General features: G+C 67.8%; 19 protein-coding genes. 10 read left to right on the plus strand and 9 right to left on the minus strand.

Annotation, left to right across the window (positions count from 1 at the left end; all coding sequences use genetic code 11):
• Positions 1-9 precede the first annotated feature (9 nt).
• Entirely contained in the window at positions 10-225 is a 216-nt protein-coding gene (locus ACS5PK_RS16255; protein WP_439441300.1) for an RNA-binding S4 domain-containing protein, read from the plus strand.
• Positions 226-246: 21 nt separating this feature from the next.
• On the plus strand, positions 247-741 hold the full coding sequence (gene rraA / locus ACS5PK_RS16260; RefSeq protein WP_439441301.1) for a ribonuclease E activity regulator RraA: 495 nt from the start codon (positions 247-249) through the stop codon (positions 739-741).
• 13 nt (positions 742-754) lie between these two features.
• Here rraA and ACS5PK_RS16265 read toward each other — a convergent pair whose 3' ends face one another.
• From ACS5PK_RS16265 to mfd, 5 genes are all read right to left on the minus strand, one after another.
• The gene (locus ACS5PK_RS16265; RefSeq protein WP_439441302.1) at positions 755-2,905 is read right to left on the minus strand and encodes a putative bifunctional diguanylate cyclase/phosphodiesterase; all 2,151 of its coding nucleotides are present in this window, start codon (positions 2,903-2,905) and stop codon (positions 755-757) included.
• A gap of 298 nt (positions 2,906-3,203) precedes the next feature.
• Complete coding sequence (locus tag ACS5PK_RS16270) at positions 3,204-3,770, minus strand: flavin reductase family protein (protein ID WP_439441303.1); 567 nt, start codon at positions 3,768-3,770, stop codon at positions 3,204-3,206.
• A gap of 257 nt (positions 3,771-4,027) precedes the next feature.
• Positions 4,028-5,362, minus strand: a complete 1,335-nt coding sequence (locus ACS5PK_RS16275; RefSeq protein ID WP_439441304.1) for a hypothetical protein — start codon at positions 5,360-5,362, stop codon at positions 4,028-4,030.
• A 99-nt stretch (positions 5,363-5,461) separates the two neighbouring features.
• Positions 5,462-6,154 (minus strand): phosphoserine phosphatase SerB, encoded by a 693-nt coding sequence (gene serB, locus ACS5PK_RS16280; RefSeq protein ID WP_439441305.1) that lies wholly within the window; start codon positions 6,152-6,154, stop codon positions 5,462-5,464.
• A gap of 28 nt (positions 6,155-6,182) precedes the next feature.
• Positions 6,183-9,680 (minus strand): transcription-repair coupling factor, encoded by a 3,498-nt coding sequence (mfd, locus tag ACS5PK_RS16285; RefSeq protein ID WP_439441306.1) that lies wholly within the window; start codon positions 9,678-9,680, stop codon positions 6,183-6,185.
• Between the two features lie 235 nt (positions 9,681-9,915).
• Between mfd and ACS5PK_RS16290 the strand changes: the two genes are divergently transcribed.
• The 3 genes from ACS5PK_RS16290 to ACS5PK_RS16300 all read left to right on the plus strand — a co-directional run bounded on the left by ACS5PK_RS16290 (position 9,916) and on the right by ACS5PK_RS16300 (position 12,928).
• Positions 9,916-10,083, plus strand: a complete 168-nt coding sequence (locus ACS5PK_RS16290) for a hypothetical protein (protein WP_269631690.1) — start codon at positions 9,916-9,918, stop codon at positions 10,081-10,083.
• Between the two features lie 142 nt (positions 10,084-10,225).
• Positions 10,226-11,893, plus strand: coding sequence for an NAD(P)/FAD-dependent oxidoreductase (locus ACS5PK_RS16295; protein WP_439441307.1), 1,668 nt, complete (start codon positions 10,226-10,228; stop codon positions 11,891-11,893).
• 93 nt (positions 11,894-11,986) lie between these two features.
• Positions 11,987-12,928, plus strand: coding sequence for a polysaccharide deacetylase family protein (locus ACS5PK_RS16300; protein ID WP_439441308.1), 942 nt, complete (start codon positions 11,987-11,989; stop codon positions 12,926-12,928).
• 35 nt (positions 12,929-12,963) lie between these two features.
• On the opposite strand, the gene mpl is transcribed toward ACS5PK_RS16300, so the two are convergent.
• Genes mpl through thiD form a run of 4 tightly spaced genes read right to left on the minus strand, consistent with a single transcriptional unit; the run spans position 12,964 to position 17,301 of the window.
• Entirely contained in the window at positions 12,964-14,337 is a 1,374-nt protein-coding gene (gene mpl / locus ACS5PK_RS16305; protein WP_439441309.1) for a UDP-N-acetylmuramate:L-alanyl-gamma-D-glutamyl-meso-diaminopimelate ligase, read from the minus strand.
• A 16-nt stretch (positions 14,338-14,353) separates the two neighbouring features.
• Positions 14,354-15,028 carry an HAD family hydrolase gene (locus tag ACS5PK_RS16310; RefSeq protein WP_439441310.1) on the minus strand — a complete coding sequence of 225 codons (675 nt, stop codon included), beginning with the start codon at positions 15,026-15,028 and terminating at the stop codon, positions 14,354-14,356.
• 15 nt (positions 15,029-15,043) lie between these two features.
• Positions 15,044-16,330 (minus strand): glutamate-1-semialdehyde 2,1-aminomutase, encoded by a 1,287-nt coding sequence (gene hemL, locus ACS5PK_RS16315; RefSeq protein WP_439441311.1) that lies wholly within the window; start codon positions 16,328-16,330, stop codon positions 15,044-15,046.
• Positions 16,331-16,350: 20 nt separating this feature from the next.
• Positions 16,351-17,301 carry a bifunctional hydroxymethylpyrimidine kinase/phosphomethylpyrimidine kinase gene (thiD, locus tag ACS5PK_RS16320; protein WP_439441312.1) on the minus strand — a complete coding sequence of 317 codons (951 nt, stop codon included), beginning with the start codon at positions 17,299-17,301 and terminating at the stop codon, positions 16,351-16,353.
• Between the two features lie 306 nt (positions 17,302-17,607).
• Here thiD and ACS5PK_RS16325 point away from each other — a divergent pair, with 306 nt between their 5' ends.
• The 5 genes from ACS5PK_RS16325 to ACS5PK_RS16345 all read left to right on the plus strand — a co-directional run bounded on the left by ACS5PK_RS16325 (position 17,608) and on the right by ACS5PK_RS16345 (position 21,608).
• Positions 17,608-17,760, plus strand: a complete 153-nt coding sequence (locus ACS5PK_RS16325; protein ID WP_183105391.1) for a rubredoxin — start codon at positions 17,608-17,610, stop codon at positions 17,758-17,760.
• 61 nt (positions 17,761-17,821) lie between these two features.
• Positions 17,822-18,223, plus strand: coding sequence for a response regulator (locus ACS5PK_RS16330; protein WP_439441313.1), 402 nt, complete (start codon positions 17,822-17,824; stop codon positions 18,221-18,223).
• A gap of 59 nt (positions 18,224-18,282) precedes the next feature.
• Positions 18,283-18,660, plus strand: a complete 378-nt coding sequence (locus tag ACS5PK_RS16335) for a response regulator (RefSeq protein WP_439441314.1) — start codon at positions 18,283-18,285, stop codon at positions 18,658-18,660.
• A 6-nt stretch (positions 18,661-18,666) separates the two neighbouring features.
• Positions 18,667-19,197, plus strand: coding sequence for a chemotaxis protein CheW (locus tag ACS5PK_RS16340; protein ID WP_439441315.1), 531 nt, complete (start codon positions 18,667-18,669; stop codon positions 19,195-19,197).
• A 71-nt stretch (positions 19,198-19,268) separates the two neighbouring features.
• Positions 19,269-21,608, plus strand: coding sequence for a methyl-accepting chemotaxis protein (locus tag ACS5PK_RS16345; RefSeq protein ID WP_439441316.1), 2,340 nt, complete (start codon positions 19,269-19,271; stop codon positions 21,606-21,608).
• The last annotated feature ends 20 nt before the right edge of the window (positions 21,609-21,628 follow it).

A 21,628-nucleotide genomic window follows, 5' to 3' on the forward strand; every position in this document is an offset into this window, starting at 1 on the left:
AATGCCTTCATGAACGACATCGAATTCCAACTGCGCGGCGAGTACATCGAACTGGACAAGCTGCTCAAGGCCACAGGCCTGGCCCAAAGCGGCGGTCAGGCCCGCCTGATGATCACCGACGGCCAGGTCACGGTCGACGGCCAGCCCGAGAGCCGCAAGACCGCCAAGATGCGGGCCGGCCAGCGGATCAGCGTGCAGGGCCAGCACATCCGCATCGTCGCCTGAGCGGCGGCCCGGGAGCTCGGCATGGACTTCAGCACCTGCGACATCTGCGACCGTTTCAAGAGCGACGCCAGCGGCGCCCTGCGCGTGCTGCCCGGCGGGCGCTATGTCAGCTATGGTGCTCGCGAGCGCTTCGCCGGCCCCATCCGCACCGTGCGCTGCCTGGATGACAACAGCGCGGTCAAGGCCGCGGTGGAGTCGCCCGGCGAGGGGCGCGTGCTGGTGGTGGATGGCGGCGGGTCCCTGCAGCGCGCCCTGCTGGGCGGCAATCTGGCCGCCGCTGCGGCGCGCAATGGCTGGGCCGGCCTGCTGATCCACGGCTGCGTGCGGGACCGCGCCGAGTTGCGCGCGGCCGATGTGGGCATCCTGGCCTTGGGCCATGTGCCCCTGCCGACGGACCGCCAGGGGCAGGGCTCGGTGGATGTTCCCCTGCAACTGCACGGGCTGATGGTGCGGCCCGGCGAGTGGCTCTATGCCGACGAGGACGGCTGCCTGATCCTGCCCCAGCGCCTGGCCTGAGCTCCGGCCCGGCTCAGACCCGGCTGCGCAACCAGGCCGCCATGGCCTGGGCGTCCATGGGGCGGCCGAAGAGCCAGCCCTGTCCCACCTGGCAGCCCAGGCGCAGCAGGGTCTCGCGCTGGGCTTGCGTCTCCACGCCTTCGGCCACCACGCTGAGGTCCAGCGCCTGGCCGATGCTGACCACGGCGCTGGCCAGGGCGCGGTCGTCCGGGTCGGTCTCCAGGTCGCGCACAAAGCTCTTGTCCAGCTTGATCTCCGAGACCGGCAGGCGCTTCAGGTAGCTGAGGCTGGAGTAGCCGGTGCCGAAGTCGTCCACCGAGATCCTGACGCCCATGGCGTCCAGGGCCTGCAGCTGCTCGCGCGGGCGGCCGCGCTCGTCCAGCATCAGGCGTTCGGTGACTTCCAGGGTCAGCTGCGAGGCCTGCAGGCCGTGGCGATGCAGCTGCTGCTGCACATGCGCGGCCACGTCGTCCTGCACGAAGCGCAGGGCCGAGACATTGACCGAGAGCTGCAGCCCCGGCAGGCCCTGGGCGGCCCAGTCGTGGAGCTGGCGGCAGGCGGCCTCCAGCACCCAGGCGTCGAGGGCGTTGATCAGGCCGCATTCCTCGGCCACGGGAATGAAGCGGTCCGGCGGCACCCAGCCGCGCTCGGGATGCGGCCAGCGCAGCAGCGCCTCCATGCCCAGCACGCGGCCGTCGGCCAGGGACAGCTTGGGCTGGAAATGCAGCAGGAGCTGGCCGGCATTGAGGGCCTGGCGCAGTTCGGACTCCAGGTTCAGCCGCTCGTCCAGGGACTGGTTCATGGACGCGAGAAAGTAGCGGCTGCAGTTGCGCCCCGCCTGCTTGGCCTCGTACATGGCGATGTCGGCATTTTTCAGCAGGGGCTCGAAGCTCTGGCCGTCGTCGGGGTAGGTGCTGATGCCGATGCTGGCGCTGAGGTTGATGGACATGCCCGTGTCCAGGCGCAGCGGTGCGGCCAGCGCCGCATGCAGCTTCTGGGCGACGTGCATGGCGTCCAGCGCATGGCAGCCGGGCAGCATCAGCACGAACTCGTCGCCGCCCAGGCGGGCCAGGGTGTCGGTGTCGCGCAGGGTCGCGCTCAGGCGGCGGGCGGTCTCGCGCAGCACCTCGTCGCCGGTGGCATGGCCCAGGGAATCGTTGACGGTCTTGAAGCGGTCCAGGTCCAGCAGCAGCAGCGCGGAGGGGCGCTCCAGCTGGTGGGACATTTGCAGGGCCTGCTGGGCGCGATCGATGAACAGCGTGCGGTTGGGCAGGCCGGTGACGCTGTCGTAGTAGGCCAGGCGTTCGATCTCGCGCTGGCTGGCCTCGTGCTGCAGGGCCAGCTGGCACAGCTGGGCACAGGCCTCGACCATGCGGCGGTGAAAGGGCGCGACGCTGCGGACCTGCCGGTAGTACAGGGCGAAGGTGGCGCCCACCTGGCCGTCCTGCAGAAAGATGGGCGTGGACCAACAGGCGGCCAGGCCAAAGGCCTGAGCCAGCGGCCGGTAGCGGTCCCACAGAGGGTCGCTGGCGATGTCCTTCACCTCCACGGGTTCGCGCCGCCAGGCGGCCGTGCCGCAGCTGCCGGCCTGCGGGCCTATGGCCTCGCCGTCGATGGCGCTGCTGAAGGCGGCGGGCAGGCTGGGCGCGGCCAAGGGATGCACCCGGCCTGCACGGTCGATCTCCAGCACGGTGCAGATCACGCTGGCGTCCATGGCCTCGACCCGGCGGCACAGCAGGTCCATCACCACCTGCAGCGGGCGGCCGCAGGCCACCGCCTCCAGGACCTCGCGCTGGAGGATGTCGATGGCGTGGCGCTCGCGCCGCTCATCCAGCGGGCTCAGCACCAGGGCCAGCAAGCCCTCGCCCTGCGCAGGCAGGCTGCGCAGCTGGGCCTCGACCTGCAGGCTGCCGCCATCCGCGGTACGCAGGGTCAGTTGGCGGGGCTCGGCCGACGCGGCCAGCCAGGACTGCCAGGCCACGGGATCCAGCGCATGCACGCACTCAAACAGCGAGGCCGCTGCGCCGACCCAGCGGCGAAAGCAGGCGCTGCTGCGCTCCAGACGCCCCTGGGCATCGACCCAGGCCAGGCCGATGCCGGCGGCTTCTAGCGTCTGTTCCAGCAGGGCGCCGGGCGCCGACGCGGGCTGCAGGGTGGCTGTCATGGCATGTCTCCCTGAGCAATAGCCCCATTGTGCGGGGTGGGATCCCCATCGTCCCCTGAGGTGAATCAAGGGATTCTCGCCGGCCTGGCGTGCCGCCAGAGGCCTGGCCGGGATCGGGCGCAGGGCAGAAGGCGCTCAGGGACAGGGGCCGGGTCGGCGGGCCGCGGTCGTCATGTGGCTTGGCGCCAGCGGGCGTGGGGCAGGGCCGCAGGACCCGGGGGCGCGCAGGGGACGGGACTGTGCATGAGGCCCGGTGGCGGGGCGGCGCCGTCCAGGGGCAGCGGGCCGCTGCCGTGGTTCAGGCCATGGCCTCGGTCACCAGCAGGCCGGCGCTGGTGAAGAACTGGCCGGCGCCCAGGTGATGCAGGGCGCGGCGCTGCACCTCGGCCTGGTCCACCCAGCGGCCGTTGACGAAGGCCCAGTCCTCGGCCCAGGCGGATACCACTTCGGCCAGAAAGAGGTCGTAGCGGTGCTCGACATAGGGCTCGGGGTAGACGACGCACTCCAGCCAGGCCAGGCAGCCTTCGATCAGCGGCGCGTCTACCTTCTGCCCCGGCTGGGCATGGATGCCAAAGCGCTGGAACTTGTCGAGCTCACGGCCGCTGACATGGCCGACATCGGCCGTCAGCTGGGCCTGGGCAGCGCAGGGTACGGCCAGCACGAATTCACCGGAGGCATCGACCAGCTCGCGGGTGTAGGTGGCCTTGTCGATCACCACCGCGACTTTGGGCGGGCTGAAGTCCAGGGGCATGTTCCAGGCGGCGGCCATGACGTCACGGCGGCCCTCGTGCTGGCTGCTGACCAGCACGGTGGGGCCGTGGTTGAGCAATCGGCTGACTTGGCGGAGATCGACAGGAACGCGCATGGAAGAGGGGGGGAACAGGCGGTACAGCTCAGGGCCTGCGTCAGGCCAAGCAGCGATTGTCCGCAGCCCTACTTCTGCCGTCAGGATCGAATGGCAAGAGGATGTAGCAAGGTGTTGCTAAAAGGATCGGGATTTGCCCGGGGTCAAGCCCTCGATTGGGGGTGTTGGCGCTGGGTGTGTCAAATGGGTGTCACTTTGGGCGCAGATCGCGCGCCGGCTTGCGCAGTGCAAGCAGGGGCGTCAGGGCCCCTTGGGGGTCAGGGCAGGGGGGTGGTTCCCGCGCCTCCCAAGGCGGCTGCCCACAGTCCCCTGCGCGCCTGCTCCTTCAACTGCTGGCGCTCGTAGGCCAGGGTGTCACAGCTCTGCTTGTCACGGCTGGCCTGGTATTCCAGGTCCATCAGTCGCTGGCCGTCACTGGGGCTCAGCCGCTTCACAAAGGCCATGCGCTCAGCCCAGGGCGACTGCTCCAAGGCTCCCGCCATGCTGGCCATGCCCAAGGCAAACTTGTGCTCGAACAAGCCGGAAGACGGACTGCGCCATAAGAGATCGGCAGCATGCAGGCAGACGGCCATGCGTGCGGGGGCGGTGTCCGCAACCTCCACGCAGGTGCTGGCCAGGGCGACTGCGCCTGACCTGACAGGCCACTCGTACCGTAGCCGGCTGACCAGGGCCAGACCCTGCTGAAGCGCCAGGCCCGGGGGCTCGGCATCCAGCAGCGGCAGCAGCAGGCCTTGAAAGTCCTCCAGATAGCTGCTGGCAAAGCTGGTGTTTGCCAGCGCATTCCAGTCAAGGTCGACGGCCTCCGGCCTGTTGGCGGGGTCGGGAAGCCAGGCCAGCAGATTGCGAGCATCGAGGCTTCGCCAGTCACTGAGGGGCAGGGCGTTGCAGTAGGTCTGCCGCGTGCACGCAATCTTGGCGAGTTGCCAGATCATGAAGACCAGCGGGTCGCGGCTGCTCTGTGCGAGGCCCAGCAGGTGCTGCAAGGATGTCTCGGCCTCCTCGCCAAAGGTGGTCGAGGCCGTCAGGTAGTCTGCAGCGGCCTGGCTGCGCATGTCACCGCGCTGGCGCAACTGCTCGATCCAGCGACGTTTCAGCCGGAGCTGGACGGCCAGCATGGCCTTCGTGCCGGTCTCCTTGAACAGCGCCTGTGAGCGGGCTTCCAGTGCTGTCATGTCCAGCTTGCCCTCGCCAGCGCGGACGGGATAGGCCCGCTCCAGCGCCTGCTGGGCCTGCTGGTGGGCCTTCATCCCGTGTATGCACCATTGTTTCTCGATCTGGGCCAGCTGTTCGGGGCTCAGGGCGTCCGCGTAGGGTGCCGGCTCCGCAGAAGCGGCCACGGAAGGTCGGGATGCCGCGGCCTGCGGGCTGGCAGCCGGCTCTGCTGCCCGAGCGGCCAGGCCTGCCGAGGCAGTGCGGGCGGCTGGTCCCGCGGTGGATGTCGCCGCAGGCCCCGCCGCTGGCGGCTCGGTGTTGGGGTGGTCCTCGTCGTCGCCTTGCCAGTTCCACCAGGCGCCCACGGCCACGCACAGGGCCAGGCTCAGCGCTACCCAGTGGCGCAGGCGTCGGCCGCCTCTTGTCTCTGTGTCATTCATTTCTGAATGCTAGCGCCCCAAGAGAGCGTCCGCGCATCACCCCCAGGTGGGAAGGGTGGGCGCTGGCAGGACGCGCTTGCCGACTGAGGCTTCGGGCCCTCAGCGCAGCACTTGCAGCAGCAGCTCCAGCCCACCTTCATTGATGGCCACCATGGCCTGCTCGCGCACCCGGGGCTTGGCGTGGTAGGCGACCGAGAGACCGGCCGCACCCATCATGGGCAGGTCGTTGGCACCATCGCCTACGGCCATGCATTGCTCAGGTGCGGCGCCGATCTCGGCGGCGCATTGCAGCAGCATGCGTTTCTTCTCCTCACCATCGCAGATCTCGCCCCAGGCCTGCATCACCAGGCCGCCGCTGAGATGGCCGTCGATGATCTCCAGCTCGTTGCTGCGCACGAAGTCCATGCCCAGTTCGGCCGCCACATGCCGGGTGAAGTAGGTGAAGCCGCCCGACACCAGCAGCAGCTTCAGCCCGGCCGCCTTGAGCGCAGCGCACAGCGCGCGCGCGCCCGGGTTGAACTGCAGCCGTTCACGCAGTACCTGCTCCAGCGCACTCACCGGCACACCCTTGAGCAGGGCCAGGCGGCGGCGCAGGCTGTCCTTGAAGTCGGTGATCTCGCCGCGCATCGCGGCCTCGGTGATGGCGGCCACTTCGGCCTTCTTGCCGGCGGCGGCAGCGATCTCGTCGATGCACTCGATGTTGATCAGGGTCGAGTCCATGTCGAAGGCGGCCAGGCGGAAGTCAGCCAGACGCAGGGGCGGGGTGAAGCCTTGGGTGACGAGAGCGCTCATGGGGGTGAATGATCCTGAAAAGAAGGGTTCAGTCCTGCTTCAGCGGCGCGCCCAGCAGGCGCAGCACCTCGCGGATGGCCTGCGCGCGGTCCTTGGGATCGCTGAGGGCCTTGTCGATGCGGAGCTTGTCGTTGCCGACCAGCTTGATGTTGCGGTTCTTCTGCACCAGCTCGATCACCCGCATCGCGTCGATGGGTGGGTTGGGGCGGAAGTTGATGTTCATCACCGAGGGCGCGGCGTCGATCTTGACCACGCCGTAGGGCTTGGCCAAGACGCGAAGCCGGTGGGTGTCAAAGAGGGTCTGGCCCTGCGCGGGCAGCTTGCCGAAGCGGTCGGTGATCTCCTCGAGCATGGCGTCGATCTGCTCGGACCTGTCGGCCGTGGCCAGGCGCTTGTAGAGCGAGAGGCGCACGTGCACATCGCCGCAATAGGCGTCGGGCAGCAGGGCGGGGGCGTGCAGATTGATCTCGGTGTTGGCGCCAAAGACCCCGCCCAGTGGCGAGAGCAGGTCGGGCTCCTTGCCGGCTTTCAGCGAGCGCACGGCCTCCGAGAGCATGTCGTTGTAGAGCTGGAAACCCACCTCCATCATGTTGCCGCTCTGGTTCTCGCCGAGGACCTCGCCACAGCCCCGGATCTCCAGATCGTGCATGGCCAGATAGAAGCCCGAGCCCAGCTCTTCCATCTGCTGGATGGCCTCCAGGCGCTGGGCGGCCTGCTTGGTCAGGCCTTCCACGTCGGGCACCATGAGGTAGGCATAGGCCTGGTGGTGCGAACGGCCCACGCGGCCGCGCAACTGGTGCAGCTGGGCCAGGCCGAACTTGTCTGCCCGGCTGATCACGATGGTGTTGGCGGCGGGCACGTCGATGCCGGTCTCGATGATGGTGGAGCACAGCAGCACGTTGTGCCGGCCGGTCACGAACTCGCGCATCACGCGCTCCAGCTCCCGCTCGGGCATCTGGCCGTGGGCAACGACGATGCGGGCTTCCGGCAGCAGCTCCTCGAGCTTCTGGCGGCGGTTCTCGATGGTCTCGACCTCGTTGTGCAGGAAGTAGACCTGGCCCCCGCGCTTGAGTTCGCGCAGCACAGCCTCGCGGATGGTGCCGCTGTTTTCGGTGCGGACAAAGGTCTTGATGGCCAGGCGGCGCTGTGGTGCGGTGGCGATCACGCTCAAGTCCCGCAGACCTTCCAGGGCCATGCCCAGGGTGCGCGGGATGGGCGTGGCGGTGAGCGTCAATACGTCCACCTCGGCCCGCATGGCCTTCATCGCTTCCTTGTGGCGCACGCCGAAGCGGTGCTCCTCGTCGATGATCAGCAGGCCCAGGCGCTTGAACTGCACGTCCGGCGACAGCAGCTTGTGCGTGCCGATGACGATGTCGATGCTGCCGTCGGCCAGCCCCTCCATCGCGGTCTTGATCTCCTTGGCCGAGCGGAAGCGACTCATCTCGGCCACCTTCACCGGCCATTTGCCGAAGCGGTCCGCGATGTTCTGGTAGTGCTGTTCGGCCAGCAGGGTGGTGGGCGCCAGCAGGGCCACCTGCTTGCCCCCCATCACGGCGACGAAGGCGGCGCGCAGGGCCACCTCAGTCTTGCCGAAGCCCACGTCGCCGCAGACCAGTCGGTCCATGGGTTTGGGTGAAATCATGTCCTGGATCACCGCATGAATGGCGGCGCGCTGGTCGGGCGTCTCCTCGAAGCCGAAGGAGGCGGCGAAGGCCTCGTAATCATGGCCCGAGTAGCGGAAGGCATGGCCCTCGCGGGCGGCACGGCGGGCGTAGAGGTTGAGCAGCTCGGCTGCGGTGTCTCGCACCTGCTCGGCGGCCTTGCGCTTGGCCTTCTCCCATTGCGCCGAGCCCAGCTTGTGCAGCGGCGCCTCCTCGGCGGAGACGCCCGTGTAGCGGCTGATCAGGTGCAGCTGTGCCACGGGCACGTAGAGCGTGGCCTTGTCGGCATATTCGAGATGCAGGAACTCGCTGGGGCCCCCATCCGCCCCGTTGGCCAGGTCGATATTGATCAGCCCCTGGTAGCGGCCGATGCCGTGGTTCATGTGCACCACGGGGTCGCCGACCTTGAGCTCGGAGAGGTCCTTGATCAGCGCGTTGACGTCGCTCACCAGCTCCTGCTTGCGCCGCCGCCGGGTGGTGGGCGTGGTGGCGAAGAGCTCGGTCTCGGTGAGGAACTGGATCGCAATGGCCGTGGGCGCAGCGTCCGGTTCATGCCAGAAGAAGCCGGCAGCCAGAGGCGCTGCGGTGATGGCGAACTTCTCGTCCGAGGCCTGGAACTCAGCCAGGCCAGCGACGGAGGGCGGATCGATCTTGTTGTCGCGCAGCAGTTCCAGCAGGCTCTCGCGCCGGCCTTCGCTCTCGGCCACGATCAGCACGCGGTGCGGCGTGGTCTTCAGGTGTGAGGCGAGCCGGGCCAGGGGCTCCTGGGCACCACGCTCGACGCTGATGTCCGGCAGGGGGCGTGCATAGTCCACCGCCTCGGCGCCGCGCACGTTGAACACGGCCCGGCTGCGGGTGGCACCGAAGAAGTCCTCGACGCGAAGAAAGATCTCTTCGGGCGGCAGCAGGGGCCGCTCGGGGTCGTGCTGCAGGAAGCGGTGGCGCTCGCGGGTGTCCGTCCAGAAGCGGTTCAGGGCCTCGTCGACCTCGCCGTGCAGCACCAGGGCGCCGTCTTCCGGCACGAAGTCGAAGAAGCTGGCCGTCTGTTCGAAGAAGAGTGGCAGGTAGTACTCGATGCCTGCCGTGGCCAGCCCCGTGCCCATGTCCTTGTACAGGCGGGACTTGCTCGGGTCGCCCTCCATCTTCTCGCGCCAGCGGGCGCGGAAGGCCTGGCGGGCGGCCTCGTCCATGGGGAACTCGCGGCCGGGCAGGAGGCGCACCTCGGGCACGGGGTAGAGGCTGCGCTGGCTGTCGGGGTCGAAGGTGCGGATGGAGTCGACCTCGTCGCCGAACAGGTCCACCCGATAGGGCACGGGCGAGCCCATGGGGAAGAGGTCGATCAGCCCGCCGCGCACCGCGAACTCGCCGGGCGACACCACCTGCGAGACATGCGCATAGCCGCCCAGCACCAGTTGGGCCTTCAGTGCGGCCTCGTCCAGGCGCTGCTTCTGCTTGAACTGGAAAGTGGTGGCCGCCAGGAAGGAGGGGGGGGCCAGCCGCGTGAGTGCAGTGCTGGCGGGCAGCAGGACCACGTCCACGTCGCGATCCTCGCGCGGCTTGTCCTTGGCCTGAAGCAGGCGCCACAGCGTGGCCAGGCGCTCGGAGATCAGGTCCTGGTGCGGGCTGAAGGTGTCGTAGGGCAGGGTTTCCCAGTCGGGGAAGACCGCCACGCGCAGTTCAGGGGCGAAGAACTTGAGCTCGTCCTCCAGGCGCTGTGTGTCGCCCGGCTCGGCGGTGACGATGGTGCAGAGCCGTCCAGCCTCCAGCTGCTGGCGGCAGAAGCGGGCCAGCAGCAGGGCATCGGCCGAGCCCGGCGGGCGGGGCAGCGAGAACTTCTTTCCGGGAGCGATCAGGGGCAGTTGCATGGGGCGCTACAAACAGGAACAGCCCCTCGCGGGGGCTGCGGGGATTGTAGGGAGCTGCGCCGCCAAAACCGTCAGCAGGGGTGATGGCCGCGTTTCCCGTCTTGGCAGGCGGGCTTGGCGTGAAGGCAAGCCTGCAAACACAGCTGCAGGCGAGACGCCCTCGCAGTCGGGCTAAAATAGCCAGTTGACCCGCGAAAAGCTGCCGTCATCCATTTACAACCCTTCTGGAGCCACCATGGGCAACAAGATCGTCACCGAGGCCGACAAGCGCGCCGCCCCCCGTCCCGTCCCCGCCAACGGCGTGAGCTTCACGCATGGCCGCGGCAACTGCACCAGCCTGGAGCGCGGCACCCACACCCGCAGCAAGAAGAACCCCGGCAAGCGCACCCACAAGGGCGGCTGATCGACCGGCGGTCCTCGGACTGCATGACGGCGCCTGCAAAGGCGCCGTTTCCATTTCTGTTCCCGGTTCGGCCTGCTTGCCAATCGGCCGGGACTCGTTTCTGATCCCCACTGGGCCATCGCCACGCCCCTGAGGTCATCCCATGATCCGCATCACCGAACTCCGCCTGCCGCTGAACCATGCCGAGGACGAGCTCCGCCCGGCCATCGTCCAGCGCCTGGGCCTGAAATCCAGCCAGCTCAAGGACTTCCACCTCTTCAAGCGCAGCCACGACGCCCGCAAGAAGTCGGCCATGATGCTGATCTACACCGTGGACTGCGAGGTCGAGGACGAGGCCGCCGTGCTGGCCCGCTTCGAGGGCGACACCCACGTCAAGCCCACGCCGGACACCAGCTACCACTTCGTCGGCCACGCGCCGCTGGACTTCTACAACCGCGGCGACAAGCTGCGCCCCGTGGTGATCGGCTTCGGCCCCTGCGGCATCCTGGCCGCGCTGGTCCTGGCGCAGATGGGCCTGCGCCCCATCGTGCTGGAGCGCGGCAAGCAGGTGCGCGAGCGCACCAAGGACACCTGGGACCTCTGGCGCAAGCAGAACCTGCACCCCGAATCGAACGTGCAGTTCGGCGAGGGGGGGGCCGGCACCTTTTCGGACGGCAAGCTCTACAGCCAGATCTCCGACCCCCGCTTCCTCACCCGCAAGGTGCTGAACGAGTTCGTGAAAGCCGGCGCGCCGGAGGAGATCCTCTACGTCTCCAAGCCCCACATCGGCACTTTCCGCCTGGTGAGCATGGTGATCAAGATCCGTGCCGAGATCGAGGCCCTGGGCGGTGAGATCCGCTTCCAGCAGAAGGTCAGCGACCTGCTCATCGAGCCCGGCCAGGACGGCCAGCGGCACGTGCGCGGCGTGGTGCTGGAGAGCGGCGAGCAACTGCGCGCCGACCAGGTCATTCTCGCCCTGGGCCACAGCGCGCGCGACACCTTCCAGATGCTGCACGAGCGCGGCGTCTACATGGAGGCCAAGCCTTTCTCCATCGGCTACCGCATCGAGCATCCGCAAAGCCTCATCGACAAGGCCCGCTTCGGCCCCAATGCCGGCAATACCCTGCTGGGCGCGGCGGACTACAAGCTGGTCCATCACGCCAAGAACGGTCGTTCGGTCTACAGCTTCTGCATGTGCCCCGGTGGCACGGTGGTGGCGGCGACCTCCGAGCCCAACCGCGTCGTCACGAACGGCATGAGCCAGTACTCGCGCAACGAGCGCAACGCCAATGCCGGCATCGTGGTGGGCATCAGCCCACAGGACTACCGCCAGGACGGCAAGAGCGAGGGCCCCGTCAATCCGCTGGACGGCATGGCCTTCCAGCGCATCTGGGAGTCTCGCGCCTACGAGCTGGGCGGCGGCGGCTACATCGCCCCGGGCAGTCTGGTCGGCGACTTCATCAAGCGCCAGGTCAGCTCGGAGTTCGGCAGCGTCATGCCTTCCTACAAGCCTGGCGTGCACCTGACCAATCTGCAGGAGAAGGGCCGCGGCAGCCTGCCCGACTACTGCCTGGACGCCATCCGCGAAGCCCTGCCAGCGTTCGGCCGCCAGATCCGCGGCTTTGACATGCACGACGCGGTGCTGACGGGCGTCGAGACCCGCACCTCCAGCCCCCTGCGGGTCACGCGCGGCCGGGACTACCAGAGCCTCAATGTGCGCGGCCTCTATCCGGCTGGTGAGGGCGCGGGCTATGCCGGCGGCATCATGTCGGCCGGGGTGGATGGCATCGAGGTGGCGGAGGCGCTGGCGAAGGAGCTGCTGGGCGTCTGAGCGGCGGCGCGGGGTCAGGTCTTGTCGGGCGAGCTGCGCACTGGCGCCGGAGCGGCCCGCTTGTGCATGCCGCGGCATGGCGACAATCCGTCCATGATCCGATTCCGCATGCTCGCCACGGCGGCCGTCCTGGCGGCCTTTGTCTCGCCCCTGCTGGCGCAGGCGCCCCAGCGCATCGCCCTCACCCTGGACGATGGCCCCCACCTCAGCGCCACGCCGCTGCTCAGCCCGCAGGCGCGCAACGAGGCCATTCTGGCTGCGATCCGCAAGCACCGGGTGCAGGCTGCGCTCTTCGTGACCTGCGGCAACGGTGCCGATCGCCCCGAGGGCCTGGCCCTGGTCAAGGCCTGGTCGGACGCCGGCCAGCTGCTGGGCAACCACACCATGACGCACCCGGACCTCAACAGCCCGCAGCTGAGCCTCGAGCAGTACCAGGACGAGATCCAGCGCTGCCAGCAGATCCTCGCCGGGCAGCCCGGCCTGCAGCGCTGGTTCCGCTTCACCTTTTTGCGCGAGGGCAAGCCCGAAGCCAAGCGCGACGGCATGCGGACCTGGATGAAGGAACAGGGCTGGCGCAATGCCTATGTGAGCCTGGATACCAGCGACTGGCGGCTCAACGAGTTCCTGGAAGCGCGGCTGAAGGCCGATCCGCAGGCCGAGGTCGAGGACATCCGCCAGGCCTACCTGGACCACCTCTGGCAGCGCGCGCAGGCCTACCAGGCCCTGTCGCGACGCCTGCAGGGCCGGGATATCGCCCAGGTCCTGCTGGCCCACCACAACCTGCTCAACGCGCTGTTCCTGGATGATGCCCTTGCCATGTTCAAGGCCAAGGGTTGGCAGTTCATCTCGCCGGCCGAGGCCTTCGAGGATCCCATCTATCAGCTGCAGCCGCTCAGCCCGGTCGCTGGGCAGAGCCTGCTACTGTCCATGGCGCGCTCACTGGGCCTGGGCCGCTTCGAGGGCTGGGCTCGACTGGTGGACGACGGCGACTACGAGATCGAGCGGCTCAGCAGGCCTGCGGCCCTGACCCGCTGATCGTTTCTCCCGATGAGGGGCAGGTCTTGCCTGCCTCAGGCCAGCGCCGCCAACAGCTTCTCGTGTATGCCGCCGAAACCGCCGTTGCTCATGCACAGCACATGGTCGCCGGGACGGGCGGCCTTCACGATGGCGGCAACCAGCGCGTCGACGCCCTCGTGCACCTGGGCCTGCTCGCCCATGGGCAGCAGGGCCTCGGCGGCGTCCCAGCCCAGACCGGCCTGGTTGCAGAAGGCCAGGTCCACCTCTTCCAGCGCCCAGGGCAGTTGGGCCTTCATGGTGCCCAGCTTCATGGTGTTGGAGCGCGGCTCGAAGACGGCCAGGATGCGTTCCGAGGGCGCGATGCGGCGGCGCAGGCCGTTGACCGTGGTGCGGATGGCAGTGGGGTGGTGGGCGAAGTCGTCATAGACCTTGACGCCGCCGGCCTCGCCGCGCAGCTCCAGGCGGCGGCGCACGTTCTTGAAGACGGCCAGCGCGGCGGCAGCCTGCTCAGGCGTCACGCCCAGGTGCTCGGCCGCGGCCATGGCGGCCAGGGCATTGAGCTGGTTGTGCTCGCCGGCCAGCTCCCATTCCACGCGGGCCACTTTGAGCGCGCCGCGCAGCACGTCGAAGGCCGAAGGTTCGCCGCGTGCGCGCAAGGTGCCGGGCTCTTCCTTGCGAGCGCCGAAGCGCTGCACCTCGCTCCAGCAGCCGCGCTGCAGCACGCGCTGCAGGGCCTCCTCGCGCGCATTGACGACCAGGCGGCCGCTGGGCGGCACGGTCCGCACCAGGTGGTGGAACTGGGTCTCGATGGCGGCGAGGTCCGGGAAGATGTCCGCGTGGTCGTACTCGAGGTTGTTGAGCACGGCGGTGCGCGGGCGGTAGTGGACGAACTTGCTGCGCTTGTCGAAGAAGGCGGTGTCGTACTCGTCCGCTTCGATGACGAAGGGCGCGCCGGGCTTCACCGTGCCCAGACGCGCCGAGACGTTGAAGTTCTGCGGCACGCCGCCCACCAGGAAGCCGGGGTTCAGGCCTGCGTGTTCGAGGATCCAGGCCAGCATGGAGGTGGTCGTGGTCTTGCCGTGCGTGCCGGCCACGGCCAGCACATGACGGCCCTGCAGCACATGCTCGGCCAGCCACTGCGGGCCGCTGGTGTAGGGCAGGCCGGCGTCCAGGATGGCTTCCATCAGCGGGAAGCGGCCCTCGCTGGAGCGGGTGACCACGTTGCCGATCACGAAGAGGTCGGGCTTCAGGTTCAGCTGCTCGGCGCCGAAGCCCTCGATCAGCTCGATGCCCAGGGCCTCCAACTGCGTGGACATGGGCGGATAGACATTGGCATCGCAACCGGTGACGCGATGGCCCGCCTCGCGGGCCAGGGCCGCCAGACCGCCCATGAAGGTGCCGCAGATGCCGAGGATGTGGATGTGCATGGTGTGCTGCGAAAGGTCAGTCGCCGAACCAGACCGGCACATGGGCCAGGGCCTGATCCAGGCTGGGGAGGACCAGGCATCGCGGGGCGATGGCCGGGTCGGGTTCTTTGAGGTCGGGCACCAGGACCACGCCCATGCCGGCCGTCAGGGCGCCCTGGGCGCCATAGCTGGAGTCCTCGAACACCAGGCAGTCGCTCGCCGGGTGTTGCAGGCTGCGCGCGGCCAGCTCGAAGAGGTCTGGATGCGGCTTGCCGCGGGCGACCTGGTCACCGCCATGGATGGGGTCGAAGTGCGCCAGGATGCCCGCGGCCCCCAGGCGGTCCAGCACCTTGGCATGCCGCGTGGACGAGGCCACGGCGCAGGGGATGCCGCGCTGGCGCAGGGCCTGCAGCAGGGGCAGCACGCCCGGCTTGAGGTCAAAGCCGCGGCCCGCGAAGCGCCGCGCCACCTCGGCGTCGACGGCCTCGTACATGCGCTCGGCGGCGTCGAGGGAGCCGAACCAGCCGGCGAGCAGCGCCAGGCAGTCGGCTCGGTTGCGGCCCACGGTCAGCCGGTAGTCGGCCGGCGTCAGGGCACGGCCCGCCTCGGCCGACAGGCGCAGCCAGGCGTCCTGGATGGGCCGCTCGGAATCGAGCAGCAGCCCGTCCATGTCGAAGACCGCCGCTCGGTAGCGGCGGGAGGCGGTGCTCATGGCGTCAGACTGTCTTCAGCGCAGGGCCTGGCGCGCGGCTTCCAGGGTGGCGGCGATGTCGGCGTCTGTGTGGGCGGCCGAGACGAAGCCGGCTTCGTAAAGGGCCGGGGCCAGGTAGACGCCGCGGTCCAGCATGCCGTGGAAGAAGGCGTTGAAGCGGGCGCCGTCGGTGGTCATGACGGTCTTGTAGTTCTGCGGCAGCTCGGGCAGCAGGAAGAAGCCGAACATGCCGCCCTGGCAATCCGCACTGAAGGGCACGCCGTTCTCGGCGGCCACGGCCTTGAGCCCGTCGACCAGCTGCCGGGTCTTCGCGGAGAGGCTGTCGAAGAAGCCGGGCTTCTGGATCTCGCGCAGCGTGGCCAGGCCGCAGGCGGTGGCCACCGGGTTGCCCGACAGCGTGCCGGCCTGGTAGACGCCGCCCAGCGGGGCCAGGTGCTTCATGATCTCCCGGCTGGCGCCGAAGGCCGCCAGGGGCATGCCGCCACCGATGACTTTGCCGAAGGTGCTGATGTCCGGCTTGAAGCCCGGCAGCAGGCTGGCGTAGTGGCCCTGGGCACTGTGCAGGCCCACGCGGAAGCCGGTCATGACCTCGTCAAAGACCAGCAGGGCGCCGTGCTGGGTGCAGAGCTCGCGCAGGCGCTTGACGAAGGGCAGGGCGGCCCGCACGAAGTTCATGTTGCCTGCGATGGGTTCGATGATCACGCAGGCCAGCTCGTGGCCGTAGAGCGAGAAGGCCTCTTCCAACTGGGCCAGGTTGTTGTACTCCAGCACAACGGTGTGCTGGGCCACCTCGGCCGGCACGCCAGCGCTGGTGGGGTTGCCGAAGGTGGCCAGGCCCGAGCCGGCCTTGACCAGCAGGCTGTCGGTGTGGCCGTGGTAGCAGCCCTCGAATTTGATGAACTTGCTGCGGCCGGTGGCGCCGCGGGCCAGGCGAATGGCGCTCATGGTGGCCTCGGTGCCGGAACTGACCAGGCGCACCTGCTCCATGGAGGGCACGAGCTTGAGGATTTCCTCGGCCAGTTCGATCTCGCGCTCAGTGGGCGCACCGAAGGAAAAACCGTCCAGGGCCGCCTTCTGCACGGCCTCCAGCACGGCTGGATGGCCGTGGCCCAGGATCATCGGACCCCAGGATCCGATGTAATCAATGTAACTCTTTGCGTCAGCATCAAAGATGTAGGCGCCGCTGCCGCGAGTGATGAAGCGGGGCGTGCCTCCGACGGCGCGGAAGGCGCGGACGGGCGAGTTCACGCCCCCCGGGATCACGCGCTGGGCGCGCTCGAACAGGGTCTGGTTCTGGCTCATGGGATCGGTTCGGAGGGGATTCAGTGGATGCGGCGCGGACCCTTGCTGGGTTCGTCCATCATCAGGTCGTGGCTGTGCTCATGCTCGGTGGCGGCAGCGGGTTCGCCCTCCTCCCCGGGCGGCAGGGCCCAGAAGAAGCGGTCGGGCACCACATTGCCCATGCCGGGGCGGAAGCCGGCATCCAGGCTCTGGTCCAGGAAGGCCAGGGCCTCGCCCACGGCGGCATGGATCTCGGCGCCCACCGACAGCAGCGCGGCCAGCGAGGCTGACAGCGTCTCGCCCGCACCGATGAAGCTCACCTCGAAGCGCTCGAACTTTTCGCCGGTGATGGGGCCTTGCGGGCTGGCGAGTACGTTGTCCACGAACTGGTTGGGCAGGGCGATGCCGGTTACCAGCACATGCTGGGCGCCATGCTCGGCAGCGGCCACGGCCAACTCGCGCGGAGAGGCGGGGCGGCCGGCATCCCATTCGGGCAGCAGGAAATCGGTGAGGGTCTTGTGGTTGCCCACCAGCACCTGGGTCTGGGGCAGGATCAGCTCGCGGAAGCTGTCCCAGTAGCTCTGCTGCTGTTCCTCATCCAGCCAGCTGATGGCAGGCATGTAGGACACCAGGGGCACGTCGGGGTAGTCCGACAGCACCTCGGCCACGGCGCTGACACCCTCCGCACTGCCCAGGAAGCCGACCTTCCAGGCGGCCACGGGCACGTCCTCCAGCACCGAGCGGGCCTGCTCGACGAGCAGGTCGCTGTCCAGGGTCTGGTGTTCGAAGATCTCGGCAGTGTCTCGCAGGACGATGGCGGTGACGACGGGCAGGGCATGGGCGCCCATGGCCGCGATGGTGGCGATGTCGCCGGCAATGCCGGTGGCGCCGGTGGGCTCGCTGGCATTGAAGCTCATCACGCAGGCCGGGGCCTGGGCTTCTTCTTCAGCCGCAGGGGCGTCCGGTGGGAGAGGGGTATCTGGGCTGTTCATGGTGGAGCTTGGACCAGGCGGGGCCTGAGATGAACCGTGCGGCGGGCCGTGCTGCGTATCGTGATGTGGCGCAAGCACCGGCACGGTCGGGCGGCGTGGCAATCAAGTGGGCAATCGAGTCGGCGATCGAGTCGGCAATAGTGCTCGGAATTCTCAAGGCTTGCCCGTCTAAGTGGGGATAAGCCCCGAGTTCCCTGTTGCATCTGTGCCTATATGCTCCGCGAGAACGTCCGAGGGGCGTGGCTACAATCTTTCGTCGCATTGTAGTGAGCAAAGAACTGTATCGTGAGCGAAGCAAGTACCTGGATGTGCCTGATCTGCGGCTGGATGTATGACGAAGCTGCGGGTGATCCCGAGCATGGCATTGCCCCTGGCACTGCCTGGGCCGACGTGGATATGAACTGGACCTGTCCCGAGTGTGGCGCTCGCAAGGAAGATTTCGAAATGGTCCGCATCTGACGGGCCGACAAGACCATGGCACGCTGCAAGCGTGTTCCCCACCGCTGAAGGAGTAGCTGGGTTGGACGGGAAAGCGCAAGAAGGCAAGACGGCCGCGACCAAGGTGCTCGTCATCGATGACAGCAACACCATTCGTCGCAGCGCCGAGATCTTTCTCAAGCAAGGCGGTCACGAGGTCGTGCTGGCGGAGGACGGCTTCGATGCCCTGTCCAAGCTCAGCGACTATCAGCCGGACCTGGTGTTCTGCGATATCTTGATGCCGCGGCTTGACGGCTATCAGACCTGCGCCATCATCAAGCGCAATCCGCAGTTCGCCCACGTGCCGGTGATCATGCTGTCCTCCAAGGACGGCCTGTTCGACAAGGCCCGGGGTCGCATGGTGGGCTCGCAGGACTACCTCACCAAACCCTTCACCAAGGATCAACTGCTGCAGGCGGTGCAACAGCATCGCTCGCAGCCCTGAGCTGGCGGGTGGCCTTCACACGCTGCTGAGACACCCCCCTGACCCAGCAAGGAGCTTCCATGACTATCCAAAAAATTCTGCTGGTCGACGATTCCAAGACCGAACTCCATCACCTGAGCGAGCTGCTGACCAAGCGCGGCTATGCCGTGCGCACCGCCGAGAACGGCGAGGAAGCGATGAAGCGCCTGGGCGAGGAAGTGCCGGACCTGATCCTGATGGACGTCGTCATGCCGGGCCAGAACGGCTTCCAACTGACCCGCGCCATCACCCGCGACCCCAAGTTCTCCCATGTGCCGGTGATCATGTGCACCAGCAAGAACCAGGAAACCGACAAGGTCTGGGGCATGCGCCAGGGCGCATCCGACTATGTGGTCAAGCCCGTCAAGTCCGATGAGCTGATCGCCAAGATCAAGGCGCTGGAAGGCGCCAAGGGCTGATACACCATGGCCAACAAGCAAGCCCTGCGTGAACTGCAGCAGCGCCTGGCGCAGCGGATGCAGGCCGCACGGGAACAGACCCGCAGCGCCAGCTGGCTCGCCGTCGAGGTGGCTGGCCACGCCATGCTGTTCTCGCTGAAGCAGGCGGCCGAGATCTTCTCGCCGGTGCCGCTCAAGACCGTGCCCTATGCCCAGCCCTGGATGCTGGGCGTGGCCAATCTGCGCGGCGGCTTGCACACGGTGGTGGATCTGGCGGCCTTTCTCGGGGCCCGCGAGCCCGGGACCCGCCTGGACGCCAGCCAGTCCCGTTTCGTCGCGATGAATTCCGATCTGAACATCAACTGCGCCCTGCTGGTGGATCGTCTGCTGGGCCTGCGTTCGGATGAACAACTGAGCCCCGATCCCGATGCGGGCGAAGCTGGCGCGAGGCCCCGGTTTGCCGGTGCGCGCCTGAAGGACGAGCAAGGCCGTAGCTGGCAGGTGCTCGACCTCGAGGCTTTGGCCAAGCACGAACAATTCCTGCGCATCGTCGCCTAAACCTGCAGCGCCGGCCGAACGCGAGACGGCCGCGCGTCTTTCACGCTATCCAACAGACGTCAGAGGGTCAGATGAGCTTCCTGGACAAGATCAAGAGCATGGGCAAGCAAGAGGGTGAGCACGCACCCGAAGGGCTCCACGACGCCAATCACGAGGCACTGCCTTCCTCCAATGAGGGGGCTGAAACCGTCCAGGTCGAAGCTCCTCAGGCTGATGTTTCCATCATCTCCGAGGCCACGCCCACTGCCGAGCAGGCAGCGCCTGGCAACGAGTACGCCGACGGCGCGAGCAGCACCACCTTCGGCCAGACCACCACCTTTGGCAACACACAGGCCGCCGACCCCGCTGCTGCGCTGACGGCCGTGGCCGCTGCCGCTGCAGCCGACCGCGTCAGGCGCCAACGCACCCTGACCGCCCTGGTGGCGGTGGGCCTGGTTGGCACCGCGGCCACCGTGGGCCTGAACTTGTGGAACAGCAGCCGGACCGCGGCGCAGGTGCGCGCTTCCGGTCAGGCCATGATGCAGTCGCAGCGTCTCGCCAAGGCGGTGTCGACCGCCACCATGGGCAATACCCAGGCCTTCGCTGAGCTGCGCGAGAGCTCCTCCGTGCTGGGTGGCATCGTGAACAACCTGCGCACCGGCGAGGGTGAGCTGGCCAAGGCCTCGGGCGATGCGTTGCAGACCCTGGAGAACCTTGCCCCCAAGGTGACCGCGGCCGAGAAGAACGCCAAGCTGGTGCTGGGCCAGGAAAAGATCCTGACGCAGGTGGGTGCCGCTCTGCGCACGATTAACCGCCAGTCCTCCGACCTGCTGGAAAGCGCTGAGGCCGTGTCTTCGCTGGCGCTGCAGCAAAACAGCTCGGCGGTGGAAATCGCCGCCGTGGGCCAGATGGTCATGCTGACCCAGCGCATCGGCAAGAGCGCCAACGAATTCCTGACGCAGGAAGGTGTGAACGCCGAGGCTGTGTTCCTGCTGGGCAAGGACCTGAACACCTTCCGCGAGATCAACGAGGCCTTGCTCAAGGGCAATTCGGAGCTGGGCCTCAAGGCCGTGGGCAATCCGCAGATGCGCGAACGCCTTGCCGCACTGCTCAAGCAGTTCGAGGAGACCCGCGGTCAGGCCTCGGCCATTCTGAGCAATATGCCGGGCCTGGCCTCCGCCCGTGAAGCCCAGGCGGCCATCCTGGCCGACAGCGAACCGCTGCGAAAGGGCCTGGACCAGGCCGGTCAGCAGCTGGAAGCCTCGGGCGGTACCAGCCCCCTGCTGCTGCTGCTGATGGCAGGCTCCCTGGTCGCCCTGGTGGCGGGTGCCGTGGGCTTCCTGCGCCTGTATGTGGCGGAACAGGCCCACCGTACCCAGATGGCTGAAGAGCAGCGAAAGCTGGCCGAGCAGCAGGAGCAAGAGGCCAAGCGCGTCAATGACGCCAACCAGGCCGCCATTCTGCGACTGATGAACGAACTGCAGTCGGTCGCTGAAGGTGACTTGACCCAACAGGCCACGGTGACGGAAGACATCACGGGCGCCATCGCCGACTCGGTGAACTACACCGTGGAAGAGCTGCGCAACCTGGTGACCCAGGTGCAGTCCACGGCGGCACGGGTGACGGAAACGACCGGCCAGGTTGACCAGACCTCCACCGAGCTGCTGGCTGCCTCCACCGAACAGCTGCATGAGATCCGCGCTACCGGCGAGGCGGTGCTGCAGATGGCGGAGCGCATCAACCAGGTGTCCTCGCAGGCCCAGCAGACAGCTGAGGTGGCCCGCCAGTCGCGTGAAGCGGCCGAGCAGGGCAAGCAGGCGATGGAGAACAACATCGGCGGTATGAACCAGATCCGCGAGCACATCCAGGAAACCTCCAAGCGCATCAAGCGCCTGGGTGAGTCCTCGCAGGAAATTGGCGAAATTACCGAGCTGATCTCTGACATTACCGAACAGACCAACGTGCTGGCACTGAACGCCGCCATCCAGGCTGCGTCGGCTGGTGAAGCGGGTCGTGGCTTCTCGGTGGTGGCGGAAGAAGTGCAGCGCCTGGCAGAACGCTCCGGCGATGCAACCCGCCGAATTGCTGCCTTGGTGAAGACCATTCAGACCGACACCCAGGATGCCGTGGCCGCCATGGAGCGTTCCACGCTGGGGGTGGTGCAGGGTACCAAGCTGTCCGATGCCGCCGGCCATGCGCTGGAGGAGATCAACGAGGTGTCCCGCCGCCTGGACGAGCTGATCGCTCGCATTTCCGAGTCCGCTGTGAACGAAGCACGCTCTGCCAATGACGTGGCATCCAACATCCAGCACATCTTTGCCGTGACCGAGCAGACGGGTGAGGGCACGCGCTCCACCGCCCAGATGGTGCACGAGCTGTCGCGCTCTGCCGAGGCCCTGAAGCAGTCGGTGTCGCGATTCAAGGTCGAGTGATCGCCCTGCCGCCCACAGCA

This window comes from Roseateles sp. DB2, assembly GCF_051857535.1.
In the GTDB taxonomy this organism is placed as follows: domain Bacteria; phylum Pseudomonadota; class Gammaproteobacteria; order Burkholderiales; family Burkholderiaceae_C; genus Roseateles_B.